Below are 17,393 nucleotides of genomic sequence, written 5' to 3'. Positions count from 1 at the left end.
ACCGATTTAACGAAGCATCATTGATAAGGCTTTCTGCATGAGCAAGTACAACGAACTCGTCGCCAAAATGCGCGAAATTTTCCAGATCGACCGTCCGGAACTGGACTTTGGTATCTACCGCATCCTCAATGCTCGCGCGGGCGAGATCAACGACTACCTGCAGAACCGGCTGGCTGAAAAAGTGCACCAAGCTCTTTCCCTAGGCAGCGCCGCCAGCGCGCAACAATTGCAGTCCGAACTGCAGGAGGCGGAGAAGAGTGCTCAAGCCTTGGGCGTCAATCCCGATTCTGTACCCAAGGTGCAGGAACTACGCGCCAAGCTTAAGGAGGCCACCGCAGGCAGCCGCGAACACGAAAATGCCGTGTTCTCGCATCTGCTCACTTTCTTCTCTCGCTACTACCAAGACGGCGATTTCATCAGCCTGCGCCGCTACAAAGGCGACACCTACGCCATCCCCTACTCGGGCGAAGAAGTGATGCTGCACTGGGCTAACAAGGATCAGTACTACACCAAGAGCGGCGAGAACTTCTGCAACTATAGCTTCAAACTCGACGATGGCCGCACGGTACATTTCCGACTCTCAACCGCCGACACCGCTAAGGACAACCGCAAGGACAACGACAGGGAGCGTCGTTTTGCTCTTGTGGCGGCAAAAACCGTCACCCGTGTGGATGAAAACGGCGACGATTACGTAGAAGAACTGGTGCCCGTGGAGGAAGTATCGGGCATCGACGGTAATCAGGAGCTGATCATCCGCTTCGAGTACGCCGCTCAGTCCAAAGGCACTAAGCAGGAGGCGCTAGTCACCAAGGCGGTAGAAACTGTATTGGCAGACGCCGACGTTAAGGCTCGTTGGTTGGCCCTAGGTAACCGCGCGCCCACCGAGAAAAACCCCCAGCGCACTCTGCTGGAAAAGCATCTGAGCGACTACACGGCCAAGAACACGGCGGACTACTTCATCCATAAGGATCTGGGCGGTCTCCTACGTCGCGAGCTGGACTTTTACATCAAGAGCGAAGTGCTGCACCTGGACGATGTGCAGAACGCGGGCGCCTTTGCCGACATCGAGAAGAACCTGCGCTTGGTCCAGTGTCTGCGCAGCATCGCGCTGGAGCTGATAGCCTTCCTGGCGCAGTTGGAGGACTTTCAGAAAAAGCTGTGGCTGAAAAAAAAGTTCGTTGTCTCAAGCCACTACTGCATCACGCTGGATCGTGTGCCGGAAACGCTGTGGCCGGCAGTGGTAGCGAACGAGCGGCAGTGGGCAGAGTGGAAAAAACTGGGTGTTTGGGATGGCGATGCGCCGGGGACTATGGAAGACTTGAAAGCTGCACCGTATCGAATGGTGGATACTGCAGTATTCGATGAGGAATTTAAGCGGCTACTTTTGGCAAATATCGAAGATGTCGATAAGGCTGTTGATGGCGTTATCATTAATGGAGATAACTTTCAAGCGCTTAACTTGGCTAAGTATCGTTACCAATCTAGTATAGATTTCGTCTATATTGATCCGCCCTATAATACCGTGCACTCCAAGATTGCGTACAAAAACCAGTTTGAGCACTCAAGCTGGTTGGCCCTGATTTCTAATACGTTGCCATTCACTCGAGATCTTTTTGGAGGTGTTTATTCGTTTGGTTTCGCCATTGATGATTACGAATATAACAATGCCTTTCACTGCTTGAAGGGGTACTTCACTGAGTGTGATGTCTCGACAATCGTGATAAATCACCATCCGCAAGGATCGGGTGGACGGCTGTCACGGACGCACGAATATTACATCGTCGCATCACCCCAAAACGCTCCTCAATACCTTGGATTTCCGAAAGAGGATGAAACCGAGGACAGGCAGTTCATGCGGAGTGGTACAGCGGACAATAACTACCGTGCGCCGCGTGGCGGTGGGGTTGGTCGTTGGCGTAGTTTTTACGCCCTACTTGTTGATCCGACCACCAAGACAGTTGTAGGTGCAGAGCCGCCGCCACCACTTGGAACAGATTATCCAACCGAACCAACGGCGGAAGGATTACAGAGAATCTACCCTATCAATACCACCGGTGAGGAGCGCGTTTGGCGGTCATCCTACGAGACCGGGAAGGTGCGAGCAGAAAAAGGCGAGCTGATAGTTACTGAACGCGGTGCTGTGAAGCAGCTTATTGATCATCAGGACAAGCGGGAAACGCTCTTCAGTAATTGGATCGGTGCAGACTTCAATGCTGGCACCAATGGGACTGCAGTCTTGGATAACCTAGGGCTTGGGGGGGGGTTTGATTACCCTAAGTCAGTGAAAACCCTTGAGCAATCCTTCTGGATGCAGTCATTTGGTAAAACAGACTTCACTGTTCTTGATTACTTTGCAGGTTCAGGAACTACTGCACATGCAACAATTTCCCTAAATCGCAGGGACCAAGCATCGCGTAAATATGTGCTAGTCGAGCAAGGTGAGTATTTCGAGACCGTTCTCAAACCACGAATTCAGAAAGTCGTTTTTTCCGCCGGTTGGGTGGGCGGCAAACCTACTTCGCCAGAGACAGGTATTTCGCATTGCTTCAAGGCAATCAAACTCGAAGGCTATGAAGATACTCTGAACAATCTGCAATTGGGCCGCACGTCCGGGCAGGGCGATCTGTTGAGCACGTTGCCGGAGCAAGCCAAGGACGACTACCTGCTCAACTACATGCTGGATGTGGAAAGCCGTGGCTCGCTGCTGTCAGTGGAGGATTTTAGGAAGCCCTTCGACTACACCCTCAACGTGTCCGTAGATTCGGCGGGTGCGTTCGAGCCGCGCAAGGTTGATCTGGTGGAAACCTTCAATTACCTGGTCGGCCTACGTGTGAAGCACGTCGATGCTCAGCCACTGCGAGGCTTTGTCATTATCACCGGCACCCTGCCCAGCGGCGAAAGCTGCCTCGTGCTTTGGCGCGACTGCGATATGTTGGATTATGCAGGCGTCAGCAAGCTTTGCGACCGGATGGCCATCAATCCGGCGGACAACGAGTACGATGTTGTCTACATCAACGGCGACCACAACATCCCCACGGTGCTCGCGCAGACGGTCGAGGAAGGCGGAGTCACGCGTGTGCTTAAACTTCGCCAGATCGAGCCGGAGTTCCTGGAGCGTATGTTCTCGGTGGAGGATTTCTGATGGCGCGTCCTCGCAAGGCAGTAACCACTTCATATAGCCTCAAGAAACGTAGCTTTCACCAAGAGCTGGTCCTCAACCGCTGGATGCTTGGCTTCTTCAAGGGGGGGAGTCTGGGCGCACTAAAGGTGCGCTTGGGTGAGGATCAGTACGAAGGCATCGACGATGATGGACAGACGCTGTTCTTCCACGAGATCAGGCGCAACCTGTTCGAGGTTGATCGTGTTGCGGAAACCGACCTGCGCCGCTACGACCTGAACATAGTCGGTCATTGGCAGAGTATCACCGCTCAGCGCAACAAACTTGAAGGCCACCAGCTGCAGATGAAGTACTTCCAGTACCTATCGCTGCTGTTCACTGAGATCTATCTGGACTGGTACTTCAGCAAGCGGCAAGAGCTTCTCGATAGTCTGAACGCCGAGCTGGCTCGTTACAGTGCAGAACCAGGTGCGGATAGCTTCCAGTCTTTCGACGCCGACGAGCTGAACAAGCTGGCATTCTGGAACGCGACTGGCAGCGGCAAGACGTTGCTGCTGCACGTTAACATCCTTCAGTACCTGCATTATTTCCAGGATGGCAACAGCGGCCACTATCCGGACAAGATCATACTGCTTACCCCCAACGAGGGGCTCTCCCGTCAGCATTTGGAAGAGCTACACCTGTCCGGTTTCAGTTTTGCCCAGTTCTTCAACAAGGCACAAACTCCGCCGCGCGGCACCATTGAGCTCATCGACATCAACAAGCTTGGCGATGAGATGGGCGACAAGACTGTCGCAGTGGATGCCTTTGAAGGTAACAATCTCGTGCTGGTGGACGAAGGCCACCGCGGCACTGGTACGGCTGCAGGTGCCTGGATGGCCCGGCGCGAGAAGCTGGTTCGTGGCGGTTTCGCTTTCGAGTATTCCGCGACCTTCGGTCAGGCCGTGGCCAAGGGGTTGACTGTAGCGGGAGCTGAGGAGGAGCAGCTCAAGAAGAAGGCAAAAATGCTGTTCGAGACGACCAGTCTTAAAAAACTGGATAACGATCAGCTTGTCCAACTAACGCTGACTAGTGAAGAAAGGCGCCGAGCTCGGGTAACAGCCACTCGCGAGATTTACGCTAAGTGCATTCTGTTCGACTACTCCTATAAGTTCTTCTACGAGGATGGCTATGGCAAGGAGTCTCTGATCCTCAATATGGAGGGTGAAGCCTACGATCAAGCCGACAATGCTGAGAAGTATTTCACCGCCTGTCTGCTGGCTTTTTACCAGCAGCAATGGCTGTGGCAGACCCAGGAGCAGAAGTTGAGTGATTTCAACATCGAGAAGCCTCTTTGGGTGTTCGTGGGCAACAAGGTGTCTGACGACGACTCTGATATCTTGCAGGTGGTTATTTTTCTGGCTTATTTCCTGACGCATGAGCAGCAGATCAAGCTCTGGCTCAAAGATCTGGTCAGTGATAAAGCGCAATTGCTGGATGCCAAGGGCAACAACATCTTCCTGGGTCGTTTCACTCCGTTGTTGGGTTTTATCGACAAGATCGATGACCTGTATGCAGATATCCTTCTGCGCGTTTTCAATGCGCCGGCCCGGCAGCGCCTGAAACTGGTCAATATCAAAAACAGCAAGGGCGAGCTGGCGCTGCGTGTTGGTGAGGCAGAACCCTTTGGGCTGATCAACATCGGTGATGATGCGGGCTTCTTCAAGCTGGCTGAGGACTCGACCAGCTTTGACAATGAGGCAGACGACTTCGGCAGGCCCTTGTTTGGCTCGCTGAACGATAAAGACAGTAAGCTCAACGTGTTGGTCGGCTCACGTAAGTTCACCGAAGGCTGGAGCAGCTGGCGGGTTTCGACCATGGGCCTGTTGAACATGGGTCAGGGCGAGGGCTCGCAGATTATCCAGCTGTTCGGCCGCGGCGTGCGCCTAAAGGGTAAGGATTACTCGCTCAAGCGCAGTACGCCGCAGCAGCGTCCTAAGGGGCTCCATCTGGATAAATTGGAAAGCTTGAACATATTCGGTGTGCGTGCCAGTTACATGGCGGCCTTCAAGGACTATTTGAAAGAAGAAGGCATCACCCCGAGCGACGAGATTCTGGAGCTAGACTTCGAGACGCGTGCCAACTTGCCGGCTGGCAAGCTCAAAACCTTGGCCTTGAAGGATGGTTATAAGGACAACCAAAAGCTGGGATTCAAGCGAGTTCATTTCCCATATTTGTACGAGGAGCCAGCAGAGTTCAAGGGCAAGATCAAACCAGCCCACGTGATGCTCGACTTGTATCCGCGTGTCGAGGCGCTCAGCACCAGCGCTGGTAGCGGCGTTGTGCAGGCCGAGGCGCGCTATAAGGGCAAGCTGAACCCACAGCTGTTTGCGCTGTTCGATTGGGATCGCATCTTCCTAGCCTTACAGAACTACAAGCTGCAGCGAAGCTGGAGCAATCTGCGGCTGGATCGCCGGAGGTTGCTTGATTTTTGCACCCAGTCGAACAGCTGGTACACCCTGTATGTGCCTGCCTCCGAATTGCAGGTCGATACCTTTGCCGCCATCCGCAAGCAGGAGGATATCCTCATACGCTTGCTATGTGACTACACGGATCGCTTTTACAAGTCCTTGAAAACAGCCTATGAGGGCCAGTTCTACGATGTAGTGCGTATGAACGAAGAGCACGGCTCAATGCTCAAGGTCTACCACTTTGAAATCGAAGACTCTGATGACGGTCAGGCCTATCTGCAACGCTTGGAAATGCTGCAGAAATTGGTCTCAGAGGGCAAGATTGGTGAGGCTAGCAAGTGGAATGCTCCACACATGGTCGCTATCAGCTTTGACCGGCACCTGTACTACCCACTGCTCTCACTGGAAGACAAGGATGCAGTCCCGCTAAAGCTCCGTCCTCTGGCTTTCGATGCACCCAGCGAAGTGGAGTTCGTGAGAGATCTCGAAGCTTTCTATAACTCTTCGGTCGGCAAGGAGTGTATTGGCAAGCGCAGTCTGTATTTGCTGCGCAACGCGGATCGCCAGGAAAAAGGTTTGGGGTTTGCCCTGGCTGGTAACTTCTATCCTGACTTTCTGCTCTGGCTCGTTGACGATGATACCGGCCAGCAGTGGCTGACGTTTGTCGACCCCAAAGGGCTGCGCCAGATGGATCTGAACCATCCCAAGCTCGGCCTGTACAACGAAGTGAAAACGCTGGAGGCGACTCTGGCACGGCAAGCCAAGGCTGGTGAGCCGCCGCTCACCCTGAACGCATTCGTACTGTCACCCACCAAGTTTACTGACTTGCTCAACGTGGGGGATCCTGCGAAGAAAGCTGTATTGGAAAACCGCCACGTACTGTTCATGGAGGACGGCGGAGAGAAATATCTGAGCAAGATGTTTAGCCGCATCGCCTGAGTAAGATGCGCGGGGCGCTGGTCTGGGAAGCTACAGCCAGTGCTTCGGCACCTCGATCCCATAGTTCTTCGCCACGGTCTTGAGTGTGGCGAGAATCTCGGCATGGCGTGCTTGATCGGCTGTTTGCCAAGTGGCTCGTTGTTCCAAGAGGCCTTTCAGCTCGCCCAGGTTGTACATACCGAGACGATGAAAATTGCCCCAACTCGGTATGCCGAACAGGTTGTAGATGACCACGGTGGCGTCGCGTTCGCTAGCAAGGCGTTTTTCTCCGCTGAGCTTTTCGGCAGCGGCGTCAGCTTCATCTCGGTCTTCGTAGGTATTGAGCAGTTTCATCGGTTCCGCCTGGTCGTAGTCCAATTGGGCGGTGGATTCTGCCTGACAGACCGGAAAAAGAACATCCAAGACTCTGTTTCGGAGGAGCCGTGTGTATAGAAATCGGCGAGAGAATGGCGCAGGTCGCAATGCTACGCAGAAGGTGATTGGCTGGGATGTGATTTTCAAGGTTGAACGAGTAAAACAGTCGCTCCTGCCCACTCGATAGCTGCCCCATCATGCTGTGTGATCCCAACGGCCAATGCAGAGATTTTGCAACAGGCCAGACAGGGTTGATACTTTTTCAGAATTGGCCGATCTCTGGCGGTCAGAGCCACGGAAGGTACTGGTTTTTGGGGCCGGTACCGAAAGCTCGTTGAACGCCTTTCAATCACACTCCGGAAACGTCTTGGTCCAGAAATGGTCCAGCAGCCATAAAATCGCAGGCAACAAAAAACCCAAGGGCAAATTGCTCCTTGGGTTTCTCGGTGTTTTGGTGCCCAGAGACGGAGTCGAACCGCCGACACGGGGATTTTCAATCCCCTGCTCTACCGACTGAGCTATCTGGGCTGTGGCTGAATTAGACGTTTTTTACTGCTGGGGTGTCAAGCACGAAATCACAAAAACTCAATGAATATCAATAGTTACGACTGCTCGTAAACTAGAGAAACACTGCTAAAAAACAGAAAGCGGGAAGTGGTTAGTCTCGTCCGTTGGGCTCACGTAGAGCGGCAACGATCATAGGGCTGAAGCCCCCTTCCCGCCATGATACGTATCCGACAGAGAGCAAGGATTTCAATCTCAGACGCGTACTCGTCTACCGTAGAAACCACGTCCGATTTTTCAACAGAATCGACTGCTACCGGCTGCTTTTGGGTTCTTGGCACTAATCAGCGTATCGGAACTACCTTTCTATCTATTTTTACCTGGATTGCTGCTATGGACAGGTTGCCAGTAGCTGCCTCCTGAATATGCTCACTCCACCAGGTCATCATGGGGCGTCGCCGCTCGATGTAGTCCGCCCGGTTGTAGGCGCTGCGAACCTCGTCCTTGTCTACGTGAGCAAGCGCCACCTCGATCAGTTCAGGATCCCAGCCGTGCTCGTTGAGGATTGTGCTAGCCATCGAGCGCATGCCATGGCTGACCAGGCGCCCTTCGAAGCCCATGCGCTTTAGTGCCATGTTGGCGGTCTGGCTGTTGCAGTGGGTGCGTGGGTTCCGGTCTGCGGGGAACACATACTCCCGATGTCCACTGTAGGGTTTGATCGCTTCCAGGAGCGCGAGAGCCTGCTCCGTGAGCGGGACAATGTGCGTGCGGCGCTTCTTCATACGCTCCGCAGGGATCGTCCAGATCTTCTTCTCGATGTCGATATCTGCCCAGCAGGTGGTTGCTGCCTCGACTGGCCGAGTCATGGTGTGTAGCTGCCACTCGATCAGGCAGCGGGTTGTTCTTTTTATGCTGGCATTGGCGATTGCCACCATGAGCTCTTTCAGCTCATCGGGGGGCAGTGCCGCCATGTTTTTCTTTTTCGGTTTCTTGAAGACGGAGCGGATGCCACTGAGCGGGTTCGCGTGAATCAGTCCCGAGTTGACCCCGTAGGTCATGATCTCGTTGAGCCGCTGCGTCAGCCGTTTAACCGTCTCAAGGCTGCCTTTGGATTCGAGCGGCCGGAGCAGGTTGATGACTTTGGGGGCATTGATGGCGGAAATCGGCGTGCTGCCCAAGTCCGGGAAGATGTGCAGGGTGAGGGAGCGCCAGATGTCCTCGGCGTAGGCCTGTGTCACCGCATCCTTTTTCAGCTCATACCAGGAAGTCGCTACGTTCTGGAATGTGTGCTCAGTCGCCGCTTTCTTGGCTTGCTGCACGGCATCCCGTTTCTCTTTTGGGTCGATACCGTGGGCGAGGAGCTCACGTGACTCAACGGTGCGCTTGCGGGCCTGCGCCAATGAAACTTCGGGGAAGGTCCCAAGGCCCATGTTGATCCGGTTCTTCGTCACCGGGTGCCGGTAGTTGAAGTTCCAGAGCTTAGATCCATTGCTTCTCACTCGCATTTGAAGGCCATCGCCATCGCTTAGGACGTAGTCCTTTTCTTGAGGCTTGGCGGCTTTGACTTTGAGGTCCGAGAGGCGGGTGGCTTGAGCGCACATGCGGTATTCCAAGAGCGGTTTCGGTATTCCAAAAATTACCAGTAGATGGCTTGGAATACCACTTGGAATACTGGATTTCGTGGATCCTTCTGGACGCTATCGGATCCTGATGGCGCTGAAAGCCCAGTATTTACTGGGTTTAAGGCACAAAAAAAGACGTCCGTGGACGTCTTTAGATGGTTATTTGGTGGAGCCGGGGGGATTTGAACCCCCGTCCGCCAGTACTCCGCTGTCGGTACTACATGCGTAGCCGTGTCTACTGATTTAATCCGCAGCCGCCCGACGGGCAGGGTGCTTTGGATGAGTTGTGTAAGTTTTAGTCACTTCGCCCACAACGTGCTACGCGACGATCCTGTTCTGTATGACAATCAGTTCGGGTTTACAGGCATCCCCTAGTGATTGCTGGAGCCGAAGCTACCAGAAGCAACGGGTCAAGAGGACTGCTTACGCAGCCAGCTTGTACTCCGCGCCGTAGTTTTCGTCATTGGCAACTATAAAAGTTGCAACAGTGGATTTACGAGTTCTGTTACCAACTCGGCATGCACCTAGAGTTTCGCTACCGGCGTCGAATCCTAATCGGCCCCACACTAGCGTTACGCTAACGTACCTTACGGCACGTGGGATGGAGTATACGCCATTGCGCGGGCGACGTCGACAGCCGGTCCTGTCGCCCGCTTCATGGCTCACGCGCCGCCGCTGCCGGAGCCGCTGCCTTTCTCGGTTTTTTCCAGGCGCTCCAGCACTTTGCTGGTGATGGCGATGCATTCCTTGGTGTCGCCCGAGGCCTGGGCGGCTTTGGCTTTGTCCACCTGCTCGGTAAGGGCCTTGTCCAGGCCTTCGGAGGTGGCGCCGGCGGTGGCCATGCTGTCGTCGATCTTTTGCAGGTTGGTGTTGCAGAGGTCATCGGCGGCGAACACCGGCGAAGCCAGCAGGGTGGCGGCCGCGAACAGGGCCGAAAGCGCGGTACCTTTCATGGGTGTCTCCTCTGGGGCCTCTGGAAGGTGGGCCTGTAGGGTGGACTGTGGGGGATTGGCGGGGGTTCAATCGGGATGGTGGCGGGGCGATATTGAAATGTGGGATGGCACCGGCTTTGCCGGTGTTCGCGGGGCGAGCCCGCTCCCACATGGATCGTGCTTGGGCCGGGGGATACGCTGTGCCAGGTGCCTTTAGCTTGTAAACCATGTCCCCGGTTTGAAATGTAAATGATGTCTCCGGTTTGTACCCGGGGCGAGCCCACACATGGATCTTGGTTGGCTCGGGGATAGGCTATAGCGGGGGCTTTAGGGGGGTGTAGGGATTGGTTTGTCGGGATGGTGGCGGGGCGATGTTGGGGTGGGGGATGGCACCGGCTTTGCCGGTGTTCGCGGCTGAAGCCGCTCCCACAGGGATCGTGCTTGGCTCGGGTATGCGCTGTACCTGTGGGAGCGGCCTTGTGTCGCGAAAGGGCTGCAGAGCAGCCCCGGGGATCTATGCAGCGCTGCTGAGAACCTGGGGCCGCTTTGCGGCCCGATCGCGACACAAGGCCGCTCCCACAAGGGTGAAGGTGTCTGCCTTTAGATGCTGCGTGGCCGGGTAACACGGTCTACCAGGTAGACCAGGCCGTGGTAGTCGATGCCGCTGTGGCTCGACAGGCCTATTTCGCAGGTGCGGCTGGTGGAGATGCCTTCGCTGCAATACTGCACCGCATCCTTCAGGCTGCGCAGCGAGTGGGCGTTGAGCTCGGGGGTGGTGAAGCCTTTGTCACCGGCAAACCCGCAGCAATGGATGCCTTCGGGGATTACCACCTGTTTGCTGCAGCGCCGCGCCAGGTCGATCAAGGCCTGGCTTTCGCCCAGGTGTTGGGTGCTGCAGGTCACGTGCACGGCTACCGGCTCGTCCTGGGGGGTGAACTCCAGGCGGTCGAGCAGGTGGGTGCGGATGAAGCGCACCGGGTCGTACAGGTCCAGCCGGGTTTCGCCCAGGTCTTGCACCAGGCGCAAGGTGCAGGGGCTTGTGTCGCAGTAGATCGGGTCAAGGCCGCCGCGGCTGGCGTGCAGCAGGGCGGTGATCAGCTCCTGGCGCTTGTGCTCGGCCTGCTCGGGGTAACCCTTGGAGGCGAAGGGCTGGCCGCAGCACAGGCTGTCGGCGTTGTCGGGGAACACCACCTGGTAACCGGCCTTTTCCAGCAGGGCGCGGGTTTTGTCCAGCAGCGAGCTTTGCTCGCGGTCGGCATAGGCCGGGCCCATCACCCGTGACACGCAGGCGGCCAGGTACACCACGCGGGGGCGGGCGTCGTTGCTGGCCGGGCCGAAGCTGATCGGGCGCAGGGGTTGTGGCATGGCCGGGGTCCACTGGGGCAGGCGGCCTTTGCTGGCTTTGCTCAGCGAGGCGCTAAGGCGGCCCAGGCGCGGGGCGCCGAGCAGCTTGCGTGCAGTGTTGGCGGCTGTGAGGGTAAGGCGGGCGCCACCCAATGCGGTGTGGAAGTGCTCGGCCAGCCAGTCGGCGGTCTTGTTGTGCTCGGCGGCCTGGCTGCGCAGTTTTTTCACCAGCTCGCCGGTGTTGATACCGACCGGGCAGCGCTGGGCGCACAGGCCGGTGGCGGCGCAGGTGTCGATGCCTTGGTACTGGTAGGTCTGCATCAGTTCGCGGGTGTCGATGCCGGCGCGTTGCTTGGCCTGGATGTCACGCCACATGACGATGCGCTGGCGTGGGCTGAGGGTAAGCCCCTTGGACGGGCACACCGGTTCGCAGAAGCCGCATTCGATGCACTTGTCGACGATTTCGTCGGCGGCAGGCAGCGGCTTGAGGTTTTTCAGGTGGATGTCCGGATCGATGCTCAGCACCACGTCGGGGTTGAGGATGCCGTTGGGGTCGAGCAGGCGCTTGAGCTTCCACATCAGCTGGTAGGCGTCATGGCCCCACTCCAGTTCCACGAACGGTGCCATGTTGCGGCCGGTGCCGTGCTCGGCTTTTAGTGAACCGCCAAACTCCACGGCCACCAGGTGCGCCACGTCGTCCATGAAGGCCTGGTAACGGGCGACTTCCTCGGCGCTGTTGAAGCCTTGGGTGAAGACGAAGTGCAGGTTGCCTTCCAGCGCGTGGCCAAAAATGATCGCTTCGTCATAGCGGTGCTTGTCGAACAGCAGGATCAGGCGGTTGACGCCTTCGGCCAGTTGCTCGACGGGGAAGGTCACGTCTTCGATGATCACCGTGGTGCCGGTCTGGCGCACGGCGCCGACGGCGGGGAAGGTGTCCTTGCGGATTTTCCACAGCTGGTTGTACACGGCCGGGTCTTCGCTGAAGTCCACTTGCTGTTCCAGCGGGAAGTCGGCGATCGAGGCCATTACCTGGTGCAATTGCTCGTGCAGCAGGCTCTGGCTGGCGGCGCGGGACTCGATCAGCAGGGCGCAGGCGTTGTCCGACAGGCCTTTTACCCACAGCGGCATGCCGGGCATGTTCTGCACCGAGCGCAGGCTGCGGCGGTCGAGCAGTTCCACGGCCGAGACCGGCTGCTGCTTTAGCACGGGTACCGCGCGGCAGCAGCTTTCGACGCTGGGGAACACCAGCAGGGCGCTGGCCTTGTGCGGGTGGTCGGGCACGGTGTTGTAGGTGACGGCGCTGATGAAGCCCAGCGTGCCTTCGGAACCCACCAGCAGGTGCTGCAGGATGTCCAGCGGCTGGTCGTAGTCCACCAGTGCGTTCAGCGACAGGCCGGTGGTGTTCTTCAGCCGGTATTTGTGCCGGATGCGCTCGGCCAGCGCGGTGTTGGCGCGGGTCTCGCGGGCCAGGCGGGCCAGCGATTCCAGCAACGCGGCGTGGCTTTTTTCAAAGGCGGCGACGCTGGCTGGGTCTTCGCTGTCCAGGCGGGTGCCGTCGGCCAGCACCAGGCGCAGGCCGGCCAGGGTGTGGTAGGTGTTCTGCGCGGTGCCGCAGCACATGCCGCTGGCGTTGTTGGCAACGATGCCGCCAATTTTGCAGGCGTTGATCGAGGCCGGGTCGGGGCCGATCTTGCGCCCGAAGGGGGCCAGCCAGGCGTTGGCCTGGGCGCCGATCACGCCGGGTTGCAGGCGGATCTGCTCGCCCTGGCCACGGATTTCGCGGCCGTTCCAGTTATCGCCGAGCACAATCAGCACCGAGTCGGTGATGGCCTGGCCAGACAGGCTGGTGCCGGCTGCGCGGAAGGTGACCGGCACCCGCTCGCGCTGGGCCAGTTTGATCAGGCCGACCACTTCGTCCTCGGACTCGACGCGCACCACCAGCTTTGGGATCAGCCGGTAGAAGCTGGCGTCGGTGCCAAAGGCTAGGGTGGAGGTGGGGTCGTCGAAGCGGCGTTCGGCGGGTATCAGGCGCTCGGCATCACGCAGGAACGCGGCGGGCAAGCTCATACAGTCTCCTCGCGGGGCTGTGGCGTCTGTGCGCCACATGCCCCGGGTCAATCAGGCGGTGTTTCTTGCAGGCGGTCAGGCGCCCAGTTCGCGTACCAGCGAGTCACGGGTGATCTCGCTGATCGACTTGGCGCCGGTCAGCACCATGGCCACGCGCATTTCCTTCTCGAACAGCTCAAGCAGGTTCTTCACCCCGGCCTGGCCATGCACGGCAAGGGCGTAGAGGAAGGCGCGGCCGATCAGTACGGTGTCGGCGCCCAGGGCGATCATGCGCACCACGTCGAGGCCACTGCGGATGCCGGAGTCGGCCAGAATCTTCAGGTCGCCTTTGACGGCGTCGGCAATGGCCGGCAGGGCGCGGGCGCTGGACAGCACGCCATCGAGCTGGCGGCCGCCGTGGTTGGACACCACAATGCCGTCGGCGCCGAACTTGACCGCATCGCGGGCGTCATCGGCATCCAGAATGCCCTTGATGATCATTGGGCCGTCCCAGTACTCGCGGATCCACTCCAGGTCTTTCCAGGAGATGGACGGGTCGAAGTTGTTACCCAGCCAGCCGATATAGTCGGCCAGGCCGGTGGGGTTGCCGCGGTACTTGGAGATGTTGCCCAGGTCGTGCGGGCGGCCCATCACCCCAACATCCCACGCCCACTCGGGGTGGGTCATGGCTTGCAGCACGCGGCGCAGCGGGCCGTTGCGGCCGCTCATGCCCGAGTGGGCATCGCGGTAGCGGGCGCCGGGTACCGGCATGTCGACGGTGAACACCAGGGTTTTGACCCCGGCGGCCTTGGCCCGCTCCAGGGCATTGCGCATGAAGCCGCGGTCCTTCAGCACGTACAGCTGGAACCACATCGGCCGGTCGATGGCCGGGGCCACTTCTTCGATCGGGCACACCGACACGGTAGACATCGTGAACGGGATGCCGTGGGCGGCCGCTGCACGCGCCGCCTGCACTTCGCCACGGCGGGCGTACATGCCGGTGAGGCCGACCGGGGCCAGGGCCACCGGCATGCTCAGGGTTTCGTCGAACAGCTTGGTTTCCAGGCTGAGCTCGGACATGTTGTTCAGCACGCGCTGGCGCAGGGCAATGCCGGCCAGGTCCGACACGTTGTGGCGCAGGGTGTGCTCGGCGTAGGCGCCGCCGTCGGCGTAGTGGAACAGGAAAGGAGGCAGCTTGCGTTGGGCCGCGGCGCGATAGTCGGTAGAGGCAGAAATGATCATGGATTCTCGCAGCGTTGCTTGTGGGGAGGGCCGGGCGCGCGATGGCGCCCGGCCCCTTTCACTTTAGTGATGAACCAGCATGCCGGTCAGCCAGTAAGCCTGCACCAAGGTGATCAGGCCCACGATGGTGGCAAAGAACAGGCTGTGCTTGACGGTGAAGCGGAACAGGTCGGATTCCTTGCCCACCAGGCCGGTGGCGGCGCAGGCCACGGCAATGGACTGCGGCGAGATCATCTTGCCGGTCACGCCGCCGCTGGTGTTGGCCGCTACCAGCAAGGTGTCGTTGACGCCGATCTGGTGTGCGGTGGTGGCCTGCAGCGAGCTGAACAGGGCGTTGGACGAGGTGTCCGAACCGGTCAGGAACACGCCCAGCCAGCCAAGGAACGGCGAGAAGAACGGGAACGCGGCGCCGGTGCCGGCCAGTACCAGGGCCATGGTCGAGGACATGCCCGAGTAGTTGGTGACGAAGGCGAAGGCCAGCACCATGCCGATCGACAGGATAGGCCAGCGCAGCTCCCAGAAGGTCTCTTTGAAAGTGGTCAGACCAGTTTTGAAGTTTATCTTCAGCACTGCCATGGAAATCAGCGCCGAGAGGAAGATCGCGGTGCCGGTGGCGGAGATCGGGTCGAGCTTGAACACCGCTGGCATGGCAGTGGGCGCGGCAACGATCGGTGCGGTCTTGATCACCAACTGGTCGAGGTGCGGGATGGCGAAGTTGAAGACGAAGTTGTACATCGCGCCGCCCGGGGCGAACGCTGCCTTGAACGGCTTCAGGGTCCAGATGGTGACCAGTACGGTCAGGATCAGGAACGGCGACCAAGCCTTGAAGATTTCGCCAAAGCTGTAAGGGCTAGGCTGGCTGCCGCTTGGCTGCACAACGGCTGCGCCGACGCTGCCTTTGGCTTCGCTGAACGAACGCTTTGGCTGCCAGACTTTCAGGAACAGGGTGAGGCAGATCAGGCTGGCCAGCGCCGAGGTGATGTCGGGCAGTTCAGGGCCGATGAAGTTCGAGGTGAAGTACTGGGTGACGGCGAAGCTCAGGCCGGCGACCAGGGCGGCAGGCCAGGTTTCTTTCACGCCACGCAGGCCGTCCATCATGAACACCAGCCAGAACGGCACGAACAGCGACAGCAGCGGCAGCTGGCGGCCAGTCATGGCGCCGATGTGGAAGGCGTCGATGCCGGTGACCTGGCCGGCCACGATGATCGGGATGCCCAGGGCGCCGAAGGCCACGGGGGCGGTGTTGGCGATCAGGCACAGGCCGGCGGCGTACAACGGGTTGAAGCCCAGGCCCACCAGCAGTGCGGCAGTGATTGCCACAGGGGCGCCGAAGCCCGCCGCGCCTTCGAGGAAGGCACCGAAGCAGAAGCCGATCAGCAGCACTTGCAAGCGCTGGTCGTCGGTAATCGACAGCACCGAGCTGCGGATCACTTCGAACTGGCCGCTCTTCACCGTGAGTTTGTACAGGAACACCGCGGCAACGATGATCCAGGCAATCGGCCAGAGGCCGTAGAGGAAGCCGTAACCCGCGGCGGCGAGGGCCATGTCGACAGGCATCTGGAAGGCGAAGATCGCCACCAGGATCGACAGGGCAAGGGTGATGCTGCCCGCTACGTGGCCTTTCAGGCGGAACACGGCGAGGGCAAGGAAGAAGAACACGATAGGGATGACTGCCGCCAGTGCGGACAGGCCAAGACTACCAAGCGGGCTATAGAGTTGTTGCCAGGTTTGCATATGGGGTGGCCCCTAATTGTTGTTGGTCAGCACTGGCATTGGATAATTGGTAAGACCAATTTACAATGGCTGGTCGCTAGGTTAAAAGCGCTGTCGTGGGTGTGTCAATTTGTCCTGTGCAAAACTTTGGTCGCGGGCCGATGAGCGGGCGCCTGATGCGCTGGCAAAATCGCGGCTTGATGGGTGTTTGCGCGGCCTGGATCGGCGAGAATAGGCGCCCCTGAAATTTGCCGGGGGTTTGTGGAGAGCATGTGATGGTTTTTGATCAGGTCCGCCAACGGCGCCTGTCCGACGACATCGTCGATCGGTTGGAAGGGATGATTCTGGAAGGCACGCTGACCTCGGGGCAGCGGCTGCCGGCCGAACGCGCCCTTGCCGAGCAGTTCGGCGTGTCCCGCCCGTCACTGCGTGAGGCGATCCAGAAGCTGGTGGCCAAAGGGCTGCTGGTCAGCCGCCAGGGCGGGGGCAATTTTGTTGCCGAGTCACTGGGCTCTACCTTCAGCGACCCACTGCTGCAGTTGCTTGAGCACAGTGCCGAGGCGCAGCGCGACCTGCTCGAATTTCGCCATACCCTGGAGGCGTCGTGCGCCTACTACGCCGCCCAGCGCGCCACCGACCCGGACCGGGCGCGTTTGAAGGCGGCCTTCGATGCGTTGCAAGACTGCTACACCCGGGTCGATGAAGTGACCCGGGCGGAGGAGGGCGCGGCGGATGCACGCTTTCACCTGGCGATTGCCGAGGCCAGCCATAACGCGGTCTTGCTGCACACCATTCGGGGCTTGTTCGACCTGCTCAAGCGCAACGTGGTGACCAACATTGGCGGCATGTATCAGCAGCGCACCGAAACCCGGGACATGCTGATCAGTCAGCACCGGGAGCTGTACCTGGCGATTGTCGAGGGCAGGGCGGAAGATGCGCGGGAAGTGTCCAGCCGGCACATTCTGTATGTGCAGGAGGTGCTGGAAGAAGCGCATGAAGAGGCGCAGCGTGTGGCGCGCGCGGAACGGCGCAGCGGGCGCTGAGGTTTGTATAAGCAGTGCTGGCCTCTTCGCGGGGCAAGCCCGCTCCCACAGGACCCTCACAGCTTTCAAGGGCTGTGAAGGCCGTG

Annotated in this window: 9 protein-coding genes, 1 tRNA gene and 1 other RNA gene; 3 read left to right on the top strand and 8 right to left on the bottom strand. The window is 58.8% G+C overall.

Annotated elements, in window-relative coordinates:
• The first annotated feature begins 37 nt into the window (after positions 1-37).
• Positions 38-3,142: a site-specific DNA-methyltransferase gene (locus tag OZ911_RS24960; protein WP_024717408.1), complete on the top strand. Its 3,105-nt coding sequence runs from the start codon at positions 38-40 to the stop codon at positions 3,140-3,142.
• On the top strand, positions 3,142-6,507 hold the full coding sequence (locus OZ911_RS24955) for a DEAD/DEAH box helicase family protein (protein ID WP_024717409.1): 3,366 nt from the start codon (positions 3,142-3,144) through the stop codon (positions 6,505-6,507). The genes OZ911_RS24960 and OZ911_RS24955 overlap by 1 nt, the downstream gene beginning before the upstream one ends.
• 30 nt (positions 6,508-6,537) lie before the next feature.
• Here OZ911_RS24955 and OZ911_RS24950 read toward each other — a convergent pair whose 3' ends face one another.
• The 8 genes from OZ911_RS24950 to OZ911_RS24910 form a co-directional block, all read right to left on the bottom strand.
• Positions 6,538-6,840, bottom strand: coding sequence for a hypothetical protein (locus OZ911_RS24950; protein WP_024717410.1), 303 nt, complete (start codon positions 6,838-6,840; stop codon positions 6,538-6,540).
• A 473-nt stretch (positions 6,841-7,313) separates the two neighbouring features.
• A tRNA-Phe gene (locus OZ911_RS24940) sits at positions 7,314-7,389 on the bottom strand.
• Between the two features lie 320 nt (positions 7,390-7,709).
• On the bottom strand, positions 7,710-8,966 hold the full coding sequence (locus OZ911_RS24935) for an integrase domain-containing protein (RefSeq protein WP_024717411.1): 1,257 nt from the start codon (positions 8,964-8,966) through the stop codon (positions 7,710-7,712).
• Between the two features lie 185 nt (positions 8,967-9,151).
• Positions 9,152-9,550: a transfer-messenger RNA gene (ssrA, locus tag OZ911_RS24930) on the bottom strand.
• A gap of 99 nt (positions 9,551-9,649) precedes the next feature.
• Positions 9,650-9,940, bottom strand: coding sequence for a PA2433 domain-containing protein (locus tag OZ911_RS24925; protein ID WP_023047600.1), 291 nt, complete (start codon positions 9,938-9,940; stop codon positions 9,650-9,652).
• A gap of 579 nt (positions 9,941-10,519) precedes the next feature.
• Positions 10,520-13,330 (bottom strand): FAD-binding and (Fe-S)-binding domain-containing protein, encoded by a 2,811-nt coding sequence (locus tag OZ911_RS24920; RefSeq protein ID WP_023047601.1) that lies wholly within the window; start codon positions 13,328-13,330, stop codon positions 10,520-10,522.
• A 75-nt stretch (positions 13,331-13,405) separates the two neighbouring features.
• Complete coding sequence (lldD, locus tag OZ911_RS24915) at positions 13,406-14,551, bottom strand: FMN-dependent L-lactate dehydrogenase LldD (protein ID WP_019470436.1); 1,146 nt, start codon at positions 14,549-14,551, stop codon at positions 13,406-13,408.
• Positions 14,552-14,614: 63 nt separating this feature from the next.
• A complete protein-coding gene (locus OZ911_RS24910; RefSeq protein WP_016489185.1) occupies positions 14,615-16,285 on the bottom strand; it encodes a lactate permease LctP family transporter in 1,671 nt (556 codons plus the stop codon).
• Between the two features lie 254 nt (positions 16,286-16,539).
• Between OZ911_RS24910 and OZ911_RS24905 the strand changes: the two genes are divergently transcribed.
• Complete coding sequence (locus OZ911_RS24905; RefSeq protein ID WP_016489184.1) at positions 16,540-17,307, top strand: FCD domain-containing protein; 768 nt, start codon at positions 16,540-16,542, stop codon at positions 17,305-17,307.
• Positions 17,308-17,393 lie beyond the last annotated feature (86 nt).

The sequence above is a fragment of the Pseudomonas fortuita genome (assembly GCF_026898135.2).
GTDB classification, from domain to species: Bacteria; Pseudomonadota; Gammaproteobacteria; order Pseudomonadales; family Pseudomonadaceae; genus Aquipseudomonas; species Aquipseudomonas fortuita.
Note: the sequence above shows the minus strand (reverse complement) of the source record. Positions and strands in the feature narration are given on the sequence as shown.